Genomic DNA, 18991 nt, shown 5'->3' with positions numbered 1-18991 from the left:
CAGCCCAAATTCAAACAAGCAGGGAGGGATTGACGATGATGACAAGCGTGAGCGTGCGAGCCTGGTTCTTTGCGGGCTTGCTGGCCTGTTTGGGCACCGCGCCGCTGCATGCGCAGACCGTGCTGCCCGACGAGCAGGCGCGTGAATGGATGCAATGTCTCAGCAGGGGCACGGAAACTCTGGTCTACCCGGAGCCGCACCGCGCCATCAAGTCAGGCGGCTTTGTGCGGGTCAAGCTGAGTTTCGAGCGTGCCGATGGCCCGCCGCAGGTGGAGGTGCTGTCCCGTGCGATTCCCGAAGGCCTGCTGGACGCCGTGCAGGCCTATCTGCGTCAATACCGAGTGCCTTGCTTGCCGGCCGGCAAGACGGTGCTGGCGGTGCAGGAATTCAGCTTTACGCCGCAGTCGGCCACGGAGGTGAATTGGAGCGATGTGCGCGGCATCAGCAATATGCGCGCTGAAAAGGTCAGGCAGTGCATGCGCACGCCGCCCGACACGGTGCGGCCGAACGCGACCTCCGCCCTGGCTTCCCGCCTCAAGCAAAAAGACTATGGCAACCTCGTGCTGAAGATGCGTTTTGAGGCGGCCGATCGCTCGCCGCAGATCACGGTGGTTTATGACAGCGTGCCGCCCGACTTCCGCCAGCCGGTGCTGGACTATGTGGCGCAGTACCGCATGCCCTGCGTGGACGAAGGTGGTGAGTCCATCACCGTGCAACAGCAATTCCACGTCAACAACTCGGGCTCCGGCAAGCTCATGACCTTGAAGGACTTGGACTTGGCCACCTTCCTCCGTGCGGTCAAGGGACTCGATCAGCAAAAGGTGAACTTCGATCTGGGCACCATGGCCTGCCCCTTTGAACTCATGTGGCGCGTGGGCATGCCGATCCAAAAGAATGAGGTGGGCGAGGTGGGTGCACGCAATCTCAATCGCACTGAATTCATGGCCTGGCTGGCGGAACTGAGCCTCAATGTGCCCCCCGAGGCGCTGGAGCAATTGCTGGGGCAGTCCATGGTGATCAGCGTGCCTTGCGGGGCCGTCAAGCTGGGCGATTGAGGGCGATGGGCGCAGGCCGGACGGAGCGCAGGGCCGCAAGCAACTAAACTTGCGTCAGTTCCGGATTCCAATCATTGCTTCCACATCAAAGGAGAACTCTTCCATGACGATCAAAATCGGTATCAACGGCTTCGGCCGCATCGGCCGTATGGTGTTCCGTGCTGCCATCGCGAACTTCAAGGACATTGAAGTCGTTGGCATCAATGACTTGCTGGAGCCGGACTACCTGGCTTACATGCTCAAGTACGACAGCGTGCACGGCAAGTTCGACGGTGAAGTCTCGGTCGAGGGCAACACCCTGGTCGTCAATGGCAAGAAGATCCGCCTGACCCAAGAGCGCGATCCCGCCAACCTGAAGTGGAACGAAGTCGGCGCCGACATCGTCATCGAAGCCACCGGCCTGTTCCTGGACAAGGCCTCGGGCGAGAAGCACCTGGCCGCTGGCGCCAAGAAGGTGGTGTTCTCCGCGCCTTCGAAGGACGACACCCCGATGTTCGTCTACGGCGTCAACCACAAGACCTACGCCGGCCAAGCCATCATCTCCAACGCTTCGTGCACCACCAACTGCCTGGCCCCGCTGGCCAAGGTGCTGAACGACAAGTGGGGCATCAAGCGCGGCCTGATGACCACCGTGCACGCGGCCACCGCCACGCAAAAGACCGTGGACGGCCCGTCCAACAAAGACTGGCGCGGCGGCCGTGGCATTCTGGAAAACATCATTCCTTCGAGCACTGGCGCTGCCAAGGCCGTGGGCGTGGTGATTCCCGAGCTGAACAAGAAGCTGACCGGCATGAGCTTCCGCGTGCCGACCTCCGACGTGTCGGTGGTTGACCTGACCGTGGAGCTGAACAGCGAAGCCACGTACAAGGAAATCTGCGCCGAGTTCAAGGCCCAGTCGGAAGGCGCGCTCAAGGGCGTGCTGGGCTACACGGAAGACAAGGTCGTCGCGACCGACTTCCGCGGCGATGCCCGCACCTCCATCTTCGACGCCGATGCCGGTATCGCGCTGGACAGCACCTTCGTCAAGCTGGTGGCCTGGTACGACAACGAGTGGGGCTACTCGAACAAGGTGCTGGAGATGGTCAAGGTCGTTTCGGCCTAATCAAACCTCCGCAGATGCTTGGCCGGTGAGTTTTCCGCGCCAAACTCGCATGGCACCGAGCCCCGTCTTTTGGCGGGGCTTTTTTTCGTCTGTATCCAATTGAAAGATTGGGCTTGCTTCGCTTTTCTTCACAGACGGTGCAGGGAGCGGCGCCTAAACTCTGAGGCGGCATTCCCCTCCCTACGCCCGCACCTAAGAGGCCAGCACCATGCAGACCCCCAAAAACTCGACGGCCTTTTTTCGCCTTTTCGGCCTGAGCCTGCTGGGCGCCGCCCTGGCTCTGGCCTTGCCGCAGCGACCGGTGCAGTCCGCGGCCCTGGCCGTCTCGGCCGACGCGCAAGCCCGCGTCATCGTGCGTTTCAAGCCGCAGGCGGCCAGTGTGCGTGCCAAGATCATGTCGGCCCGCATGGACGCCGCCAGCGCCCGCGATGTGGCGCAGACCCGCGCCACCGCTCTGGGCCTGCGCACGGGGCTCAACAGCCGCAATGCACAAGGCCTGCGGGCCCATCTGAGCCTGGATGAGCGCACCCACGTCATCACCGCCAGCGGCATGAGTTCCGCCGATTTGGCGGGCAGCCTGGCCGCCGACAGCGAGGTGGAACTGGCCGTGGTGGATCAGCGCCGCCGCCATACCTCGGTCACCCCCAGCGACGCCCTGTACGCCGGCAATGGCGGCATCGCGCCCAGCAGTGGCAATGGCTCGGCCAATGGCCAGTGGTATTTGAAGGCGCCGGCGGGCGAGGTGGTGTCCAGCGTCAATGCCCCGGCAGCTTGGGACATCACGACCGGCAACCCAGCCGTTGTCGTGGCGGTGCTCGACACCGGTGTGCGCTTTGACCACCCGGATCTGAGCGGCCAGTTCGTGGCCAGCAACGCGTTTTCCACCGGCAAGGTGGGCTACGACATGATTGGCTACAGCAATGCCAGCGCGGTGGGCACGGCCAATGACGGCAATCGCAATGATGACGACCCTTCGGACCCCGGCGACTGGGTCAGCCAGGCCGACATCACCGCGGGCACCCTGGGCACGGGTTGCGACAGCACCGACATCACCAACAGCTCCTGGCACGGCACCCGCACGGCCGGCCTGATCGGCGCGGCCAGCAATAACGCCCAAGGCATTGCCGGCGTGGGCTGGGGCATCAAGCTCCTGCCCATCCGCGTGCTGGGCAAATGCGGCGGTTACGACTCCGACATCATGGCCGGCATGAAATGGGCCGCCGGCATCGCCGTGGCCGGCCTGCCGACCAACCCTAGCCCGGCCAAGGTCTTGAATATGAGCTTGGGCGGCACGGCCTCTTGTACCGGCGGCACGGGCACGCTGTACCGCGACACCATCAGCCAGGTCACGGCCGCGGGTGCCACCATCGTGGCGGCGGCCGGCAATAGCGAGGGCCAGGCCGTTGGCATCCCCGGCAACTGCCCCGGCGTGATCGCGGTGGCCGCCCTGCGCCATGTGGGCAGCAAGGTGGGCTTTTCCAGCATCGGCCCGGAGGTGAAGATTGCGGCGCCTGGCGGCAATTGCATCAATGTCGGCGCGGGGCAGCCCTGCTTGTTTCCGATGCTGAGCACCACCAATAGCGGCAGCACCAGCCCGGTGGCCAATGATGGCAGCTACACCAATAACAGCGCCTCCGTAGGCACCAGCTTTTCTGCGCCCATCGTGGCGGGCACGGTGGCATTGATGCTGTCGGCGCGGCCCAGCTTGTCGGCTGCCGAGGTCACGGCGCTGCTGAAAAGCACGGCGCGACCCTTCGCCACCAAGGGCGGCACGGCCGGCATTCCGCAATGCACCGCACCGACCACTGTGGCGCAGGACGAGTGCTACTGCACTACCAGCACCTGCGGCGCCGGCATGCTGGACGCTGGCGCGGCAGTGGCAGCGGCGCAAGCCGCCAATGCGGTGACGGTGCAGATCAGCAGCGCCCCGGCCAGCCCTACTGCAACACAGGCAGTGACCTTGACCGGTAGCAGCGCCGGGCTGGCTGCTGGGCGCACGATTGCCAGTTCGAGCTGGAGCATCGTCAACGGCGGCGGCATCGTCGCTGCCTTTGACTCGGGTGCCAACAGCATGACGGCCGCGCTGACACCCAGCGCTGCGGGCAGCTTCACCGTCAAGCTGACGCTCACCGATGATCAAGGCCTGAACTACAGCAACACCAGCACCGTCACGGTGGCTGCCGCGCCCGCCCCAGCGCCTACGCCTGCGCCTGTATCGACACCCACGTCCTCGGGTGGCGGCGGCGGCGGTGCCGCCGGTGGCTGGTGGGTTGCTCTGTTGGGCTTGGCCAGCTGGGTGTTGCGACGCCGCGCTCAGGCTTGAGCGAGAACTTCAACGTAGGCGCTGACGCGCCTGCGTGCCTCAGCGGCTGGCGCTGCTGGCGCCCGGCAAGGCTGCCGGCTTGGTGGCGGGTGCCGATGCAATTGCAGCGCCGCTAGCAGCTGCCGAGGCCGCAGATGCGGCTGCAGACGGAGCGGGAGCCGAAGATGCTGCCGCGGCGCCCACATTGGGCAGGGCCAGACAAGGCTTGAAGCCGGGGGCCAGTGCCGGGTCGCGGCTTAGCTCGGTCAGCTTGGCGCGCAAAGCGGGGCTGGCTTGTGGCACTTGCAGGGTGTGCAGATTGACGGGAGCTTGCAGTTGCAGCACGCGCAGGCCCTTGAGCGCGCGGCGGTCCAGCGCAGCCACTTGAGCGGCGGCGGCTTTCTCGCTGGCGTGGCGGCTGAGAATCATGCTGGGCATCTCGGCCGGCATGCCTTGCAGATACTCAAAGTCGATCTTCATCTTGCGGTAGGTGTCTTCCTTGCGTTCCTGGAAGTCCTTGCTGGGCAGCTTGATGCTGGCCACGGCCCACACGCCGGGCTGCTCGCTGTGCTGGGGCTGGAAGTCGGTGGGCGTGATGCCTGCACGGGCCAGCACGCTTTGCACGGCCTGCAGGGCCGCGTCGCCTTGCAGCGGGCCGAGTTCCAGGCAGCTCGGCGCTTGCTGGGCCTGGGCTGCGGCCAGGCTTTGCGGGCTGAAGACCTGCACCAGCTCGGGCTTGAGCTGACGGGCGGCGCGTTCGGGTTCGCTGTCCCCACGGGCCTTGATGCCGGCGGCTTCATCGAGCCAGCCGCGCGTCCAGGCGAAAAACAAGATGTTGATCAGTAGCAGAAAGACCAGCAGGGCACGCAAGAACATGGTCAGTTGGCTCCGCCCGTGTCGTCATCAAAGAAGCGCAGGCTGACCTCGCCGCCGGTGACGGCTTGCAGGCCTTGATCGGCGGTTTCCAGCATCAGCTCGCCGCTGGCGCTGATGCCGCGTGAAATGCCTTGCAAAGGGCCGGCGCTGACCTGTCGGCCCAGGGTCAGGTCTCGTCGTGCGTAAGCCGCCTGGCCAGCGGCGAAGCCTTGGGCCTGGAAGTCCAGCAGGGCGCGGGCCATGGCGGGGGCAATCAGGGCCAGCGCTGCCGGGGCGCTCAGTCCCGGGTGCAGCTCGGACAGCGTGGCAAAGCCGGTTTGATACTGGCTGGGCGAGGCTTCAAAGTCGGCGCTGACCGGCTTGATGTTCAGGCCCACGCCGATGATGACCATGCGCTGCGCGCCGGCGGGCACGGTTTCAATCAGGATACCGCCGAGCTTGCGCCCGTCCAGCCAGATGTCGTTGGGCCACTTCAGCATCAGCTGCGGGCTTTGGCCCGGCGCCAAGTCGGGTTCCAGTGCATCGGCAATGGCGGCGCCGACCGCCAGCGACAGGCCCGACCAGTCTTTCACCGCCATCGGCAAGCCCAGCGAAAAAGTCAGCGAGCTGCCCTCGATGCCCGACAACCAAGCCCGACCGAGGCGGCCGCGGCCATGCGTTTGTTGTTCCGCCACCAGCAAGCAGGGCTGCATATCGTGGGAGCGCCGGCCGTAGGGCAGGGGCGTGCCGCTGTGCGGATCGCTGCGCACGCGTTCCAGCAGGGTGGTGTTGGTGGATTCGGTGCGGGCCAGCACCTCGATGCTGATGTCGGGCAGCAGCGGGGTCATTGCCAGCCACAAGGCTTCGGCGTGCCAGTCTTGGTAATGGGGGGCTTCTGTACCGGGCATGGTGGGTGGCGCTTGCGCTAGCGTTTTGGCGCCAGCATGGTGCCACGGCAATGCGGGCTGCCGCAGTAGCAGGCGAATTCTTTTTTCAGCTTAGGCGTGTAGCGCTCGTCAATGGTGAGGCCGTAGTCGTAGAACAGCTCTTCGCCGGGGCTTAGGTCCACCAGGGCCTTGATGAAGACGCGGCCGTCCACTTCGTCGGTTTCGCAATTGGGTTCGCAGCTGTGGTTGATCCAGCGCGAGCTATTGCCGCCGACTAGCGCATCGATGACGCGGCCGTCCTCGATGTGGAAGTAGAAGGTGTGGTTGGGCTGGCTGGGGTCGTGGGGGTGGCGGTCCATGGCCTCGTCCCAGCTGATGCGCTCACCGGTGTACTCGATGATGGTGTCGCCCGCCGCGATGGGTGCGACGACATAGACTCCGCGTCCATGCACACCCGAACTGCGCACCACAATACGGCGGCCCTTGGCGGCGGCGGCTTTGACCGGAACCTGCTTGGCGGCGAACGGGGACTTTTTACGAGCGGCTTGCGTCATCGAGTTTGTGGTTACAGTGAATTCATGGGTGTGCGCGTGCGCGTACACATGCGTAGGCGCATGCGCGAGGCCGGATTGTAGGCAGAGCGGACCGTGATGCACCTGAGCTGAACAAGAAAACATCATTAGCGAAACCATGAGCAAAACACTGATCATTGCCGAGAAGCCCTCCGTGGCGCAGGACATCGTGCGGGCGCTCACGCCCAGCGCGGGCAAGTTCGACAAACATGACGAGTACTTCGAGAGCGAGCAATACGTGGTCAGCTCGGCCGTCGGCCACTTGGTGGAGATCAAGGCGCCGGAGGAGTTCGACGTCAAGCGCGGCAAGTGGAGCTTTGCCAATCTGCCGGTGATCCCGCCGCACTTTGACCTCAACCCGATCGACAAGGTCAAGGGCCGCCTGAACGCCCTGGTCAAGCTGATCCGCCGCAAGGATGTGACCCATCTGATCAACGCCTGTGACGCGGGCCGCGAGGGTGAGTTGATCTTCCGCCTGATCGTGCAATACGCCGGCACCGCCAAGACGGCCATTGCCAAGCCGGTGGAGCGCCTGTGGCTGCAGTCGATGACGCCGCAAGCCATTCGCGAAGGCTTCGAGAAACTGCGCAGCGATGCGCAGATGCTGCCCCTGGCCGATGCGGCACGCTGCCGCTCGGAGGCTGACTGGCTGGTCGGTATCAACGGCACCCGGGCCATGACGGCCTTCAACTCGCGTGACGGCGGCTTCTTCCTGACCACCGTCGGCCGGGTGCAGACGCCCACGCTGTCCATCGTGGTGGAGCGTGAAGAAAAGATCCGCAAGCATGTCGCGCGTGACTATTGGGAAGTGCGCGGCCAGTTCGACGCCCAAGCCGGCCAGTACGAAGGCAAATGGTTTGACCCCAGCTGGAAGAAGGACGAAGACCTGGAGCGCCGCGCCGACCGCGTGTGGGACCGCGCCACGGCCGACGCCATTGCCAAGGCTTGCCTGCACCAGCCCGCCACTGTCACCGAGGAAAGCAAGCCCAGCAACAGCAGCTGTGGCGGCTTGTACGACCTGACCACCTTGCAGCGCGAGGCCAACTCGCGCTTCGGCTTCTCGGCCAAAACCACGCTGAGCCTGGCGCAGGCCTTGTACGAAAAACACAAGGTGCTGACCTACCCGCGTACCGACTCGCGCTATCTGCCCGAGGACTATCTGAACGTGGCCAAGCAAACGGCCGAGATGATCGCCGGCGAAGACATGCCCGGCCCGCTGCGCGAGTTGGCCACGCATGCCCGCAAGGCCTTGAAGGAAGGCTATATCAAGCCGACCAAGAAGGTGTTTGATAACAGCAAGGTCTCGGATCACTTTGCCATCATCCCGACGCTGCAGGCCCCCAAGAGCCTGACCGACATCGAGGCCAAGCTTTACGACATGGTGGTCAAGCGCTTCTTGGCGGTGTTCTTCCCGCCGGCCGAGTTCATGGTCACCACCCGCATCAGCACCGTCAAGGCTGAGGGTCAACAATACAACTTCCAAACCAACGGCAAGGTGCTGGTCAAGCCGGGTTGGTTGGCCGTCTACGGCAAGGAAGCGCAGGAAGACGACGCCAATCTGGTGGCTGTGGCCCCTGGCGAAGTGGTGCGCACCGAAGGCGTGGACGTGAAGTCCCTGGCCACCAAGCCGCCGGCTCGCTACACCGAAGCCACGCTGCTGTCGGCCATGGAAGGCGCGGGCAAGCTGATCGAAGACGAAGAGCTGCGCGCCGCCATGACCGAGAAGGGCCTGGGCACACCAGCCACCCGCGCGGCCACCATCGAAGGTTTGCTGACCGAGAAGTACATGGTGCGCGACGGCCGCGAGCTGATCCCCACCGCCAAGGCCTTCCAGCTGATGACGCTGCTGCGCGGCCTGCAGGTGGACAACCTGACCAACCCGCAGCTCACCGGCGAATGGGAGTTCAAGCTCTCCGAAATGGAAAAGGGCCGCCTGAATCGCGACACCTTCATGGCCGAGATCGCGGCCATGACCGAGCGCGTGGTGCAAAAAGCCAAGGAATACGACCGCGACACCATCCCTGGCGACTACGCCACACTGAAGGCGCCGTGCCCCAAGTGCGGCGGCGTGGTCAAGGAAAACTACCGCCGCTTCACCTGTACCGGCAAGGATGGCGCGGCCGAAGGCTGCGGCTTCTCCATCGGCAAAATCCCCGGCAGCCGCAGCTTCGAGCTGCATGAGGTCGAGAAATTCCTGGTCGACAAAAAGATCGGCCCGCTGGAAGGCTTCCGCTCCAAGGCCGGTTGGCCCTTCACGGCCGAGCTGGCGCTGGTGTTCGACGATGAGCTGCAGAACTGGAAGCTGGAATTCGACTTCGGTGAGGACGCCAAGAAGGCCGAGGCCGATGGCGAGCCGGTGGACTTCAGCGCCCAGACCAGCTTGGGCCACTGCCCCAAATGCGGCGGCGGCGTGTTCGAGCATGGCAGCAACTATGTCTGCCAGAACGCCGTGGGCGCGGGCAGCAGCTGCGATTTCAAGAGCGGCAAGATCATCCTGCAGCAGCCGATTGAGTTGGGCCAGATGCAAAAGCTGCTGAGCACCGGCAAGACCGATTTGCTGGAGAACTTCGTCTCCAACAAGACCCGCCGCAAGTTCAAGGCCTTCCTGGCCTTTGACAAGAAGGAGGGCAAGGTGATGTTCGAGTTTGAGCCGCGTGCGGCCAAGCCGGGTGCCAAGACGGCGGCCAAACCGGCAGCCAAATCAAGCGCCAAAGCGTCCGCTGCAGCGACTGAGTCCGACGACACCGCGTCCGCAGCGCCAGCCAAAAAGCCCGCTGCTAAAAAGGTAGCCGCCAAGAAGGTGGCAGCCAAGAAGACCAGCAAGGCTTGAGCTTCGCACCCTGAGCGTTAGAACCCGAAGAAAAGACGCTCAGGTGCTTTGTCCTATGTGAGGGGGGAATCGATTCCCCGGGGAAGGATTGCATGGCGAAAAGGCGCAAGGCCTTGGGGCTACAAGCACGCCTGATGCTTGGCATAGCCGGTGTGGCCACCGCCTTGGTGGCCGTGGTGGGATGGGCTTGGAACCATCAAGTCGAGCAGCAGCTTGAGAGCGCTTTGCAAGCGCGCGTGGATCGCAGCATTCAGTTGGTCAAGAGCAATCTGGCCGCGCCGCTGTGGAATGTCGATCACGATGCGGTGAGCCACCTGCTCGACGCGGTGATGGCCGATCCCGAGGTCTACGCCATCGAGCTGAGCAGCGAGTTGTCGGAAAAGCCGATCCTGCGCCGCCGCGCGCAAGAGGCGGTGGCGCCGCAGCGCCATGAATTCGTGCTGGACTATCCGAGTGACGAGCCCGGCCGCGTGCCCGATGCCACGCGCACCATGGCCAAGGCAGTGCTGGTGTTCAGCAGCGAGCGGGTGCGTGCGCAGATGGCGCAGGCCAATCGCTTTGTGCTGGCCCTGGCTCTGGGTGTTTTGGCCGCCGTGATGCTGAGTTCCTTCTTCCTCGTGCGGCGTTTCGTCCAGCAGCCAGTCAAGCGCCTGGGTGACTTGGCCCAGCGGGTGGCGGCCGGTGATTTGGGCGCCAAGGCCGAAGTGGCGAATGATGATGAGATCGGCCAGCTGACGCGCCAGTTCAACAGCATGAGCGCGCAGCTGCGGGCTTCGTCCGATGGGCTCAAACGCAGCGAAGCGCGCTACCGCAGCTTGTATGAAAACGCGCCCGAAGGCATTTTTCAGGCCGATGGACGTGGCCGCCTGCTGCGCCTGAATGTGGCGATGGCGCGCTTGCTGGGTTTTGCCACACCGGCGCAGGCGCTAGAAGCGCATGGGCAGCTGCGCCGCCTGGTGGTGCTGGAGCGGCTGGACTATCTCAATCTGGCCCGCGCCCTGTGGCGCGACGGCCGCGTGCAGCAGGTGCAGCTGGAGCTGCAGCGCGAGGGCCGGCCCGTCTGGGTGGCGCTGACGGCGCATCGCACGCTCAGCGCCGATGGGCGCCAGCCCCTGATTGAAGGCATGGTCAGCGACATCACCCAGCGCCGCTTGGCCGAGCAGGAGCTGATGCTGCACCGCGACCATCTGGAAGAGTTGGTGGCCGAGCGCACGCGGGCGCTGCGCTTGGCCAGCACCCGGGCGGAGGTGTCGGGGCAGGCCAAGAGCCGCTTCCTCGCCACCATGAGCCATGAGTTCCGCACCCCCCTCAATGCCATCCTGGGCTTTTCGCAACTGCTGCAGATGGACACGCGCCTCAGCCCCGAGCAGATGAGCCGGGTGGATTCAATCCGCAACTCGGGCGAGCATCTGCTGAGCCTGATCTCCGATGTGCTGGACATGGCCAGCATCGAGGCCGGCAAGGTGCGCCTCAACCCCGGCCCGGTCGATCTGCGCGCCTTGCTGGACATGGCCGCCGACACGGTGCGGCTGCGCGCGATCGAAAAAGGCCTGAGCCTGGTGGTCGACCTGGGCGCGCAACTGCCGCAGCGCGTGGTGGTGGACGGCCAGCGCCTGCGCCAGGTCTTGCTCAACCTGCTCTCCAACGCCGTCAAGTTCACCGACGCTGGTGAGGTGCGCTTGCGCGTGGCCCTGCTGGGCTGGGAAGGCCCGGCCGCAAGGCTCGGCTTCACCGTCAGCGACACAGGGATAGGCATTGCTGAAGAGCATCTGTCGCAGCTGTTTCAGCCCTTTGCGCAGGTGGCAGACGACGCCCGCTGCCTGGGCGGCACTGGCCTGGGCCTGTCCATCAGCCAAGAGCTGCTGGAGCAAATGGGCAGCGAAATCCAGCTGCGCAGCCAGCCCGGGCAGGGCAGCGACTTCGAATTCGAGCTGAGCCTGGAAATGCCGGAAAGCCACTGAGTTGCTGCGCCCAAGGTGCTGCACGGTAATTTTCTCTTTTTGAAAAAATAGGACTTTCCTGAGTTGGCGCGTCACAGCTTTTGCCTATCATCGGCCGCCGCGGTGCGCGTTCATTGCTTGTTGAACTCGGCCTCACCGCAGAACCATTCAAAAAGCTAGATTCGAGGGTGCCATGCTGCAGGATTTGACGTTGATGCGATTCGGACGAGTTGCAGGTTTTTGCCTTGCCGTGCTCGCCATGGTGGCTGTGCCCGATACCGCCGTGGCGGCCGAAGCCTCGCGCTTCCTGGCACCGGGCTTCACAAGCCTGGAGAAGAACGCCAATGTGGTGATCATGCCGGTGGACGTGGAACTGTTTGAGCTGTCGGCCGGCGGCGTGGCCGAGCCCAAGGCTGACTGGACCAGTTCCGCCCAACAGCATATGAAGTCCGAGCTGGCCCGGAAGACCAAGATGCTGGGCCTGACCGGGGGTCATGTCTTGCCTGATTCTGAAGCCGATGAGTTTGCCGAGGAAATCGGCCTGCAAGCGGCCGTGGCGCGCGCTATCAATTTGCATCACGCCATCGGTGGCATGTGGGCGCTGCCCAGCAAGAACGGTCAACTGGACTGGAACCTGGGCGATGCCATGAAGGGCATTCAGACCAAGACGCAGGCGCGTTACGGCCTCTTCGTCTGGGTGCGTGACAGCTACGCCAGCGCAGCGCGCAAGGCCACCATGGTGGCCATGGCCTTGTTCGGGGTTGGTCTGACCGGCGGCTCGCAAGTGGGCTACGCCTCCTTGGTTGATCTGCAAACCGGCCAGGTGCTGTGGTTCAACCGCTTGGCGCGTGGCTCCGGCGATCTGCGGGAAAGCGCCGCAGCGGCCGAAACGATTGATATCTTGCTGACGAGCTTCCCGGCCGGCAAGTAAATGCGCCGCCGCCGTTTTATCGCCGCAGCCTGCGGCGCTGCCGCCTTGCCGCTTTCTGCCCGTGCAGCGGATTTCTCGACGGAAGGCTGGGCCTTGCCGGAGCGCTTCTCGCGGCCCGATGTGAGCACGGATGAGGGCGGCCTGTGGGCCATGATGGACCGGGAAGAAGCCCGCATCCGCCGCAGCCCCTTCCTGTTCAAAGAAGCCGCGCTGCGCGAGTACCTGCAGGGCCTGGTGTGCAAGCTGGCGCAGGGCCACTGCCCGGATGTGCGCGTGTACCTGATGCGCACGCCCTTCTTCAACGCCAGCATGGCGCCCAATGGCGCGATCCAAATCTGGAGCGGCTTGCTGCTGCGGGTGCATAACGAGGCGCAACTGGCGGCTGTGCTCGGCCATGAGTTGGGCCACTACTTTCAGCGCCACAGCCTGATGCGCTTGCGCGACATCAAAGACCGGGCGGCCGTGGCCTCCTACATCGGCCTGCTGGGCCCCGTCGGCCTGCTGGGCCAGTTGGCGGTGTTTGCGGGCGCGGCGGGGTTTTCGCGCGACCATGAACGCGAGGCCGATGCCATCGGCCTGAGCCTGATGCGCCAGGCCGGCTACGACATGCGCGAGGCCAGCAAGATTTGGGTCAATTTGCAGGCCGAGCTGGCCGCCTCTTTTGGGGGCGACCCCAGCAAGTCCAACATCATGTTCGCCACCCATCCGCAAAGCAAGGAGCGCAGCGAGACCTTGGCCCGCTTGGCCGAATCCAGCGAAGGCGGCTTTGTGGGCGAGGCGGAATTGGCCAAGGCCCTCCAGGGCGTGCAGTACGACTTGCTGGAGGACGAACTCGGCCGCGGGCAGTACGGGCAGTCCTTGGTGTTGTTTGATCGCAAGATTGCCGCCAAACCGCAGCGCTCAGACTTCCACTACTTCCGTGCCGAACTGCGCCGCCTGCGCGCCGCCGAAGGCGATGCGCAGCTGGCGCTGAATGATTTGCAGACCGCCATCAACAGCGGTCAAGAACCGCCGCAAACCTACCGCAGCCTGGGCTATTTACTGCGCAAGCAAAACAGCGCCGGCGCGCGTGAGGCCTTTGCCAAATATTTAGAACGCCTGCCGCAAGCGCCGGATGCCGGCCTGATCCGCAGCTACCTCGAACCGATTGACGCAAAAGACAAGGAAACATCATGAACATCAAAAAGACTCAAGCTGGCCTGGGACGCGGTGTGTTGGTCGCGCTGCTGGCGGTTTTTCTGGCCGCCTGTGCAGCCAAGCTGACCAAGGTGGAAACCGGCGAGGTTGTCATCAAAGAACGCTTGATGGTGAAGACGGATTCCGCCTGGAATCAGTTTGACGAGGGCCTGGTCAGCAAGGTGCCCACCTGGACCAAGGAAGGCGTGACGATTGACTCCCTGTCCTTCTTCGTCGGCATCAAGGACGGCGAGGTCCTGCTGCCGCTGGCCAGCAGTGACAAAGGCATTGCGCCGCCCATCTTCAAGGCCACCATGCAGCCGGAGGAGTTGGTCTCGCTGTACCAAAGCGTGTTGACGCGTGATGGTTCCACCTTTGTCGTCAAGCGCATCGAGCCGGCCGATTTCCTCGGCGGCAAGGGCTTTCGGGTGGAGTTTGTGCTGACCCGCAAGCTCGATGATGTGCGCCTGCAAGGCCTGGCCTACGGCGCCGTCAAAGCCGGCCAGTTCCACATGATCAGCTTTGTGGCGCCCCGCCTGCGCTTCTTCGACCAGTACGCACCCCAGGCCGAAGCCATCGCGAAAAGCGCGCGCCTGCGCGGCTAAGCCACACAGCCCATCAGGCCTGACCTAAGGCACTTGCGGTCGGCGACTCAACTGGCTATCTTGGGCCGCCTCGGTCTTAGGCCCCATTTACTCTGTTGAGTTCGACTATGCCTTTCAAACTTCTTGTTGTTGCCGCCGCCTGTCTTTCGCTTGGAAGCTTGGGGCTGAGCCCGGCCTGGGCTGCGGACTCGCCAGCCGGCGCAGGCGCGGTGATTTCGGCCGAGGGCCGCCTCGCGGTCAAGCATGAAAAGATTCGCCTGGCCAATGGCTTCGAGGTGATTCTGGTGGAAGACCACCGCCTGCCGCTGGTGGCCTTCAATCTCTGGGTGCATGCCGGGCCGCGCAATGAAGCGCCGGGCCAGACCGGCTTTGCGCATTTGTTCGAGCACCTGCTGTTTGCCGGCACCAAGCACATCCCGCGCGGCGCGGCCGATCAGATCGTTGAGGCCATTGGTGGTACCGATGCCAACGGTTCCACCAACTTCGACCGCACCAATTACTTCTTCACCCTGCCGGCCAATCAGCTGGAAACCGGCTTGTGGCTGAAGGCCGATATGTTGGGCTATATGCTCGACAAGGTCGATGCCGTGGCCCTGGCCAACCAGCAAGACGTGGTGCGCAATGAGCGCCGCCAGTCGGTGGAGAACCGGCCCTACGGCATCGTTGAAGAGGCCGTCTACCAGGCCTTGTTCCCCGAAGGCCACCCCTACCGCGCCACCGTGATCGGCTCGCATGCCGACATCCAGAGCATCAAGCTCGACGATGTGAAGGCCTTCTCGCGCACCTACTACCGCCCCAATAACGCCACCCTGGTCTTGGCCGGTGACTTCAATCCGGCCGAGGCCAAGAAGCTGGTGCAGAAATACTTCGGCACGCTCAAGGCCGGCGCGCCGGTGCCCGAGGCCAAAGCGGCCCAGCCCGTCATCAGCGCCGAGCGCCGCGTGCGGGTGACCGACCGCGTTGAGCTGCCGCGCCTGAATCTGGCCTGGCATACGCCGGCGATGTTCCAGGCTGGCGACGCCGATCTGGACGTGGCCAGCCACATTCTGGGCGGCGGCAAGGCCAGCCGCCTGCACAAGAAACTGGTCTACGAAGGCCAGCTTGCGCAAACGGTGCAAGTCGGGCAGGAGTCGCTGTCGCTGGGCTCGGTGTTCGGCATCGAGGTGGTGGCGCGGGCCGGCAAGTCGCTGGACGAGATTGAAGGCCTGGTGGATACCGAACTTGCTGCGCTGGCCAAGACCCCGCCCAGCGAGGCCGAGTTGCAGCGCGCGCTGGCCAGCATCGAGACGCAACTGCTCTCGCGCATGGAAAAGGTCGGCAGCCTGGCCGACTTGTTGAACCACTACAACCAAATGGCCGGCGACCCTGACTTTGTCGGCAAGGACCTGGCGCGCTACCGTGCCGTCACGCCCGCGTCGGTGCAGGCCGCCGTGGCCAAGTACCTGGCCAAGAACAGCCGCGTGGTGGTGCAGGCCATGCCGGGTGAAAAGGTGCTGGCCGCCGAAGTGGCCACGCCGCCCATGCCTACCGGCAAACAGCCCGCCCTCAGCAAAGCCGAGCAGGCGCAGCTGAACGCGGCCGAGCCCTGGCGCATGAAGCAGCCCAAGGCCGGCAAGGCCCTGGCCCTGAGCCTGCCCGAAGGCAAGCGCTTCACCCTGCCTAACGGCCTGGCCGTGGTGCATGTGGCCAAGCCGGGCTTGCCCCTGGTCAGCGCCAGCCTGGTGCTGCGCGCCGGTCAGCTGAGCAACCCGGCCGAACAGCCGGGCCTGGCCAGCTTCACCGCCGCCATGCTGCAAGAAGGCACGACGACGCGCAGCGCCGGCGATGTGGCCGATGAGATCGCCAATCTGGGCGCGGTGTTGACGACCACTTCCGGCAGTGAGTCCACCAGCCTTGAGCTCAGCAGCCTGAAGTCCAAGTTCAAGCAAGGCCTGACCCTGCTGGCCGACTTGGCTTTGAACCCAGCCTTTAGTGAGGCTGAGATTCAGCGCAAGCAGGCCGAGCGTCTGGGCGCCTTGGCGCAGCAGCGCGAGCAAGCGCCGGCCGTCGCCGGCATGCTGGCCGCGCAAGCGGTTTACGGCGCCGGCCACCCCTTGGCTGCCAATGCCTTGGGTGACGAAGCCGCCATCCGCGCCACCAACGCCGCCGCGCTGCGCCAGTTCTGGCGCCAGCAGTACCGCCCCGATCAGGCGGCGCTGGTGATCGCTGGTGACGTCAGCGAGGCCGAAGTGCGCAGCCTGGCCCAGAGCCTGTTCGGCGCCTGGCAGGGCGATGCCAGCGTGGCGGCCAGCAAGCCCCAAGCCTTGCCGCCGGTGCGCAGCAGTGCGGCACGCGTCATCTTGGTGGACAAGCCCGCCGCTCCGCAAACAGCCCTGGCCGTGGTGCAAGCCGGCCCGCGCGCGGCCGACCCCGCAGCGGCTGCTATCAAGGTGATGAACACCGCCCTGGGCGGCAGCTTCACCTCGCGCATCAATCATGAGCTGCGTGAGGTCAAGGGCTATACCTACGGCATCTATTCCAACTTCAGCATGGGGCGCGAGGTCGGCATGTTCGGCATCCGCGGCAGCGTGCGCACCGATGTGACGGGCGCCGCGCTGAAGGATATGTTTGCCGAGATCAAGTCCATGCGCGCCAAGCCCATGAACGCCGAGGAACTCTCGCGTGCTCGCAATGCCCAGCTGCTGAGCCTGCCCGGCATGCTGGACACCAACCGCGTGGTGGCCGCCACCTTCGCCGGCTTCTGGTCGTTGGGCCTGCCGGACAGCTATGTCGCCAACCTGCCGGCCCAGTTCGCCGCCGTCACATCGGCCAGCGCTTATCAGGCCGTCAAAACGCATGTGGACGACGCCAAGCTGATCGTCGTGGCCGTAGGGGACAGCGCCAAGGTCTTGCCGCAGCTGCAAAGCTGGGGCCGCCAGCCGCTGGAGCTGCGCGATGCCAGTGGGCAGTTGATCAAGCCTTGATGCCCTGATGCAGTGATGCTTTGAGCCGCCGCTAACGCCACGCGCTAGCGGTGCCGCAGCAAGCCCTGCCCAGGCGGGCGGGTCAGCCCCCCGCCTGGCAGTGGCTGCGCTTGCGGCACACTCTGGCCATGTCCTGGATCGTTTTCTACAAATTGCTGGCCATCTTCATCGTGGTGGCCATCGGCTGGTTCGTCGGCCGCATGCGCTGGTTGGGTGAGGCCACGGCGGGCGGCAGCGGCGGCGACCCCGCCAAGGTCTTGTCGGCAGCGGCCTTCTACATCTTTGTGCCCGCCCTGCTGTTCCGCACCACGGCGCGGGTGGACTTTGCGACGCTGCCCTGGCTGACGCTGATGGGCTTCTTCATCCCGGTGCTGGGCCTGATGGTGCTGGTCTATGCCCTGCAGCGCCGGCGCGGGGCCGGGCGGGCAGGGGCCGCAGTGCCTAGCGTGCAAGCCATCACTGCCGTTTTCGGCAACACCTTGCAAGTGGGCGTGCCGCTGGCCGCCGGGGTGTTTGGCGAAGCCGGCTTGGCTATCCACATCACCGTGGTTAGCCTGCATGCGCTGTGCATCCTGACACTGCTCACCGCCCTGGTGGAGCTGGACTTGGCGCGCGAACGCGCCGCCGGCCAAGGCCAGCAAAGCCTGGGGGAGATTCTGCTGAGCACCGCCCGCAACACGGTGATCCACCCGGTGGTGCTGCCGGTGCTGGCGGGCTTGAGTTGGAATGCGCTGGGCCTGCGCTTGCCCGCCGTGCTGGACGAAGTGCTGCAACTGCTGGGCACGGCCGTGGTGCCGCTGTGCCTGACGCTGATCGGCATGTCGCTGGCCTATTACGGCTGGCCCAAGAACTGGCGCGCTGTGCTGGGCCCGGTGGCGGCCAAACTCTTGCTGCTGCCGGCCCTGGTGCTGCTGATCGCGCATTGGGGCCTGGGCCTGAGCGGCCTGCCGCTGGGCGTGATCGTGATGATGGGCGCCTTGCCGGTGGGCTCCAACGCCCTGATCTTCGCCCAGCGCTACCGCTGCCTAGAGAGCGAAACCACCGCCGCCATCGTGCTCTCCACCGTGCTCTTCGCTGGCACTGCGCCGCTGTGGCTGGGCGCTTTGGCGCTCTTGCATGGCTGAGCCAACCATGCCGAGCATTGCGCCCTTGGCCGCGCCGGACTTCGAGGCTTTCGCCAGCTACCTCGATGATCATTTGCGCGACAACGGCAGCGCGCTGACGGGCTATTTCCAGTCCCAGTCCCGGCATCAGAGCGGCCTGCCGCCCGAGCGCCTGTTGGCCTTTCGCCAGGCCTTGTCAGTGCCGCTGGATGAGCCCGGCTGGCGGCGCGCCTGGGTGGCGCGCACGGCAGATGGCTGCATCATCGGCCATGTCGATTTGCGCGCCCACCCGCAAGCGCATACATCGCACCGCGGCCTGCTGGGCATGGGAGTCGACCGCGCACACCGGCGCCAAGCGCTCGGCCAGGCGCTGCTTCGCCATGCCACGCAATGGGCACGCGAGGAAGCGGGCCTGGCGTGGCTAGACCTGCAAGTGCTCAGCCACAACCTGGCCGCCAAGGCCTTGTATCAACGCGAAGGCTTTGTGCAGATCGGCGAGATCGCGGCCATGTTTCGCATCGATGGCCAGGAGATGGACTACAGCTTGATGGCTAAGCGCTTGTGACTTCTGCTCTTCGCAAGGCATGCAAGTGCCTCGCCGTTCGGCGGCTTCGCCATAGTGCACCTGGGCTTAGTGCCAATCACCGGGATTCGTTCCCGACCTGCAACA

14 protein-coding genes are annotated in these 18991 nt (G+C 64.8%); 11 read left to right on the top strand and 3 right to left on the bottom strand.

Translation table 11 applies throughout. The features are described from left to right. The first annotated feature begins 35 nt into the window (after nucleotides 1–35). From AT984_RS16460 to AT984_RS16450, 3 genes are all read left to right on the top strand, one after another. Nucleotides 36–1055 carry a hypothetical protein gene (locus AT984_RS16460; protein WP_058721028.1) on the top strand — a complete coding sequence of 340 codons (1020 nt, stop codon included), beginning with the start codon at nucleotides 36–38 and terminating at the stop codon, nucleotides 1053–1055. A 103-nt stretch (nucleotides 1056–1158) separates the two neighbouring features. Beyond that, nucleotides 1159–2157: a type I glyceraldehyde-3-phosphate dehydrogenase gene (gene gap / locus AT984_RS16455; protein WP_058721027.1), complete on the top strand. Its 999-nt coding sequence runs from the start codon at nucleotides 1159–1161 to the stop codon at nucleotides 2155–2157. Between the two features lie 208 nt (nucleotides 2158–2365). Next, nucleotides 2366–4480 carry a S8 family serine peptidase gene (locus AT984_RS16450; RefSeq protein WP_058721026.1) on the top strand — a complete coding sequence of 705 codons (2115 nt, stop codon included), beginning with the start codon at nucleotides 2366–2368 and terminating at the stop codon, nucleotides 4478–4480. A 39-nt stretch (nucleotides 4481–4519) separates the two neighbouring features. Here AT984_RS16450 and AT984_RS16445 read toward each other — a convergent pair whose 3' ends face one another. From AT984_RS16445 to AT984_RS16435, 3 genes are read right to left on the bottom strand one after another with little or no spacing between them, the layout of a single operon-like run. Next, nucleotides 4520–5335, bottom strand: coding sequence for a hypothetical protein (locus tag AT984_RS16445; RefSeq protein ID WP_058721025.1), 816 nt, complete (start codon nucleotides 5333–5335; stop codon nucleotides 4520–4522). A gap of 2 nt (nucleotides 5336–5337) precedes the next feature. Next, on the bottom strand, nucleotides 5338–6222 hold the full coding sequence (locus AT984_RS16440; RefSeq protein WP_058721024.1) for a biotin--[acetyl-CoA-carboxylase] ligase: 885 nt from the start codon (nucleotides 6220–6222) through the stop codon (nucleotides 5338–5340). 17 nt (nucleotides 6223–6239) lie between these two features. Next, nucleotides 6240–6755, bottom strand: coding sequence for an SET domain-containing protein (locus AT984_RS16435; RefSeq protein WP_082680105.1), 516 nt, complete (start codon nucleotides 6753–6755; stop codon nucleotides 6240–6242). 136 nt (nucleotides 6756–6891) lie between these two features. On the opposite strand from AT984_RS16435, the gene AT984_RS16430 reads away from it, so the two are divergent. The 8 genes from AT984_RS16430 (at nucleotide 6892) to AT984_RS16395 (ending at nucleotide 18886) form a co-directional block, all read left to right on the top strand. Further along, nucleotides 6892–9603 (top strand): DNA topoisomerase III, encoded by a 2712-nt coding sequence (locus AT984_RS16430; protein ID WP_082680104.1) that lies wholly within the window; start codon nucleotides 6892–6894, stop codon nucleotides 9601–9603. Between the two features lie 92 nt (nucleotides 9604–9695). Next, nucleotides 9696–11564 carry an ATP-binding protein gene (locus AT984_RS16425; RefSeq protein ID WP_058721023.1) on the top strand — a complete coding sequence of 623 codons (1869 nt, stop codon included), beginning with the start codon at nucleotides 9696–9698 and terminating at the stop codon, nucleotides 11562–11564. Between the two features lie 193 nt (nucleotides 11565–11757). Then, on the top strand, nucleotides 11758–12474 hold the full coding sequence (locus AT984_RS16420) for a hypothetical protein (RefSeq protein ID WP_156422064.1): 717 nt from the start codon (nucleotides 11758–11760) through the stop codon (nucleotides 12472–12474). Next, a complete protein-coding gene (locus tag AT984_RS16415; RefSeq protein ID WP_058721021.1) occupies nucleotides 12475–13650 on the top strand; it encodes a M48 family metallopeptidase in 1176 nt (391 codons plus the stop codon). Continuing rightward, nucleotides 13647–14255 carry a hypothetical protein gene (locus tag AT984_RS16410; protein WP_058721020.1) on the top strand — a complete coding sequence of 203 codons (609 nt, stop codon included), beginning with the start codon at nucleotides 13647–13649 and terminating at the stop codon, nucleotides 14253–14255. The genes AT984_RS16415 and AT984_RS16410 overlap by 4 nt, the downstream gene beginning before the upstream one ends. Nucleotides 14256–14362: 107 nt before the next feature. After that, nucleotides 14363–17218: a M16 family metallopeptidase gene (locus tag AT984_RS16405; RefSeq protein WP_058721019.1), complete on the top strand. Its 2856-nt coding sequence runs from the start codon at nucleotides 14363–14365 to the stop codon at nucleotides 17216–17218. A gap of 128 nt (nucleotides 17219–17346) precedes the next feature. Further along, the gene (locus tag AT984_RS16400) at nucleotides 17347–18342 is read left to right on the top strand and encodes an AEC family transporter (protein ID WP_058722391.1); all 996 of its coding nucleotides are present in this window, start codon (nucleotides 17347–17349) and stop codon (nucleotides 18340–18342) included. Continuing rightward, entirely contained in the window at nucleotides 18335–18886 is a 552-nt protein-coding gene (locus tag AT984_RS16395; protein ID WP_058721018.1) for a GNAT family N-acetyltransferase, read from the top strand. The genes AT984_RS16400 and AT984_RS16395 overlap by 8 nt, the downstream gene beginning before the upstream one ends. Nucleotides 18887–18991: the final 105 nt, after the last annotated feature.

This window comes from Paucibacter sp. KCTC 42545, from assembly GCF_001477625.1.
In the GTDB taxonomy this organism is placed as follows: Bacteria; Pseudomonadota; Gammaproteobacteria; order Burkholderiales; family Burkholderiaceae_C; genus Paucibacter_A.
This window is presented reverse-complemented; position numbering and strand designations above follow the sequence as displayed.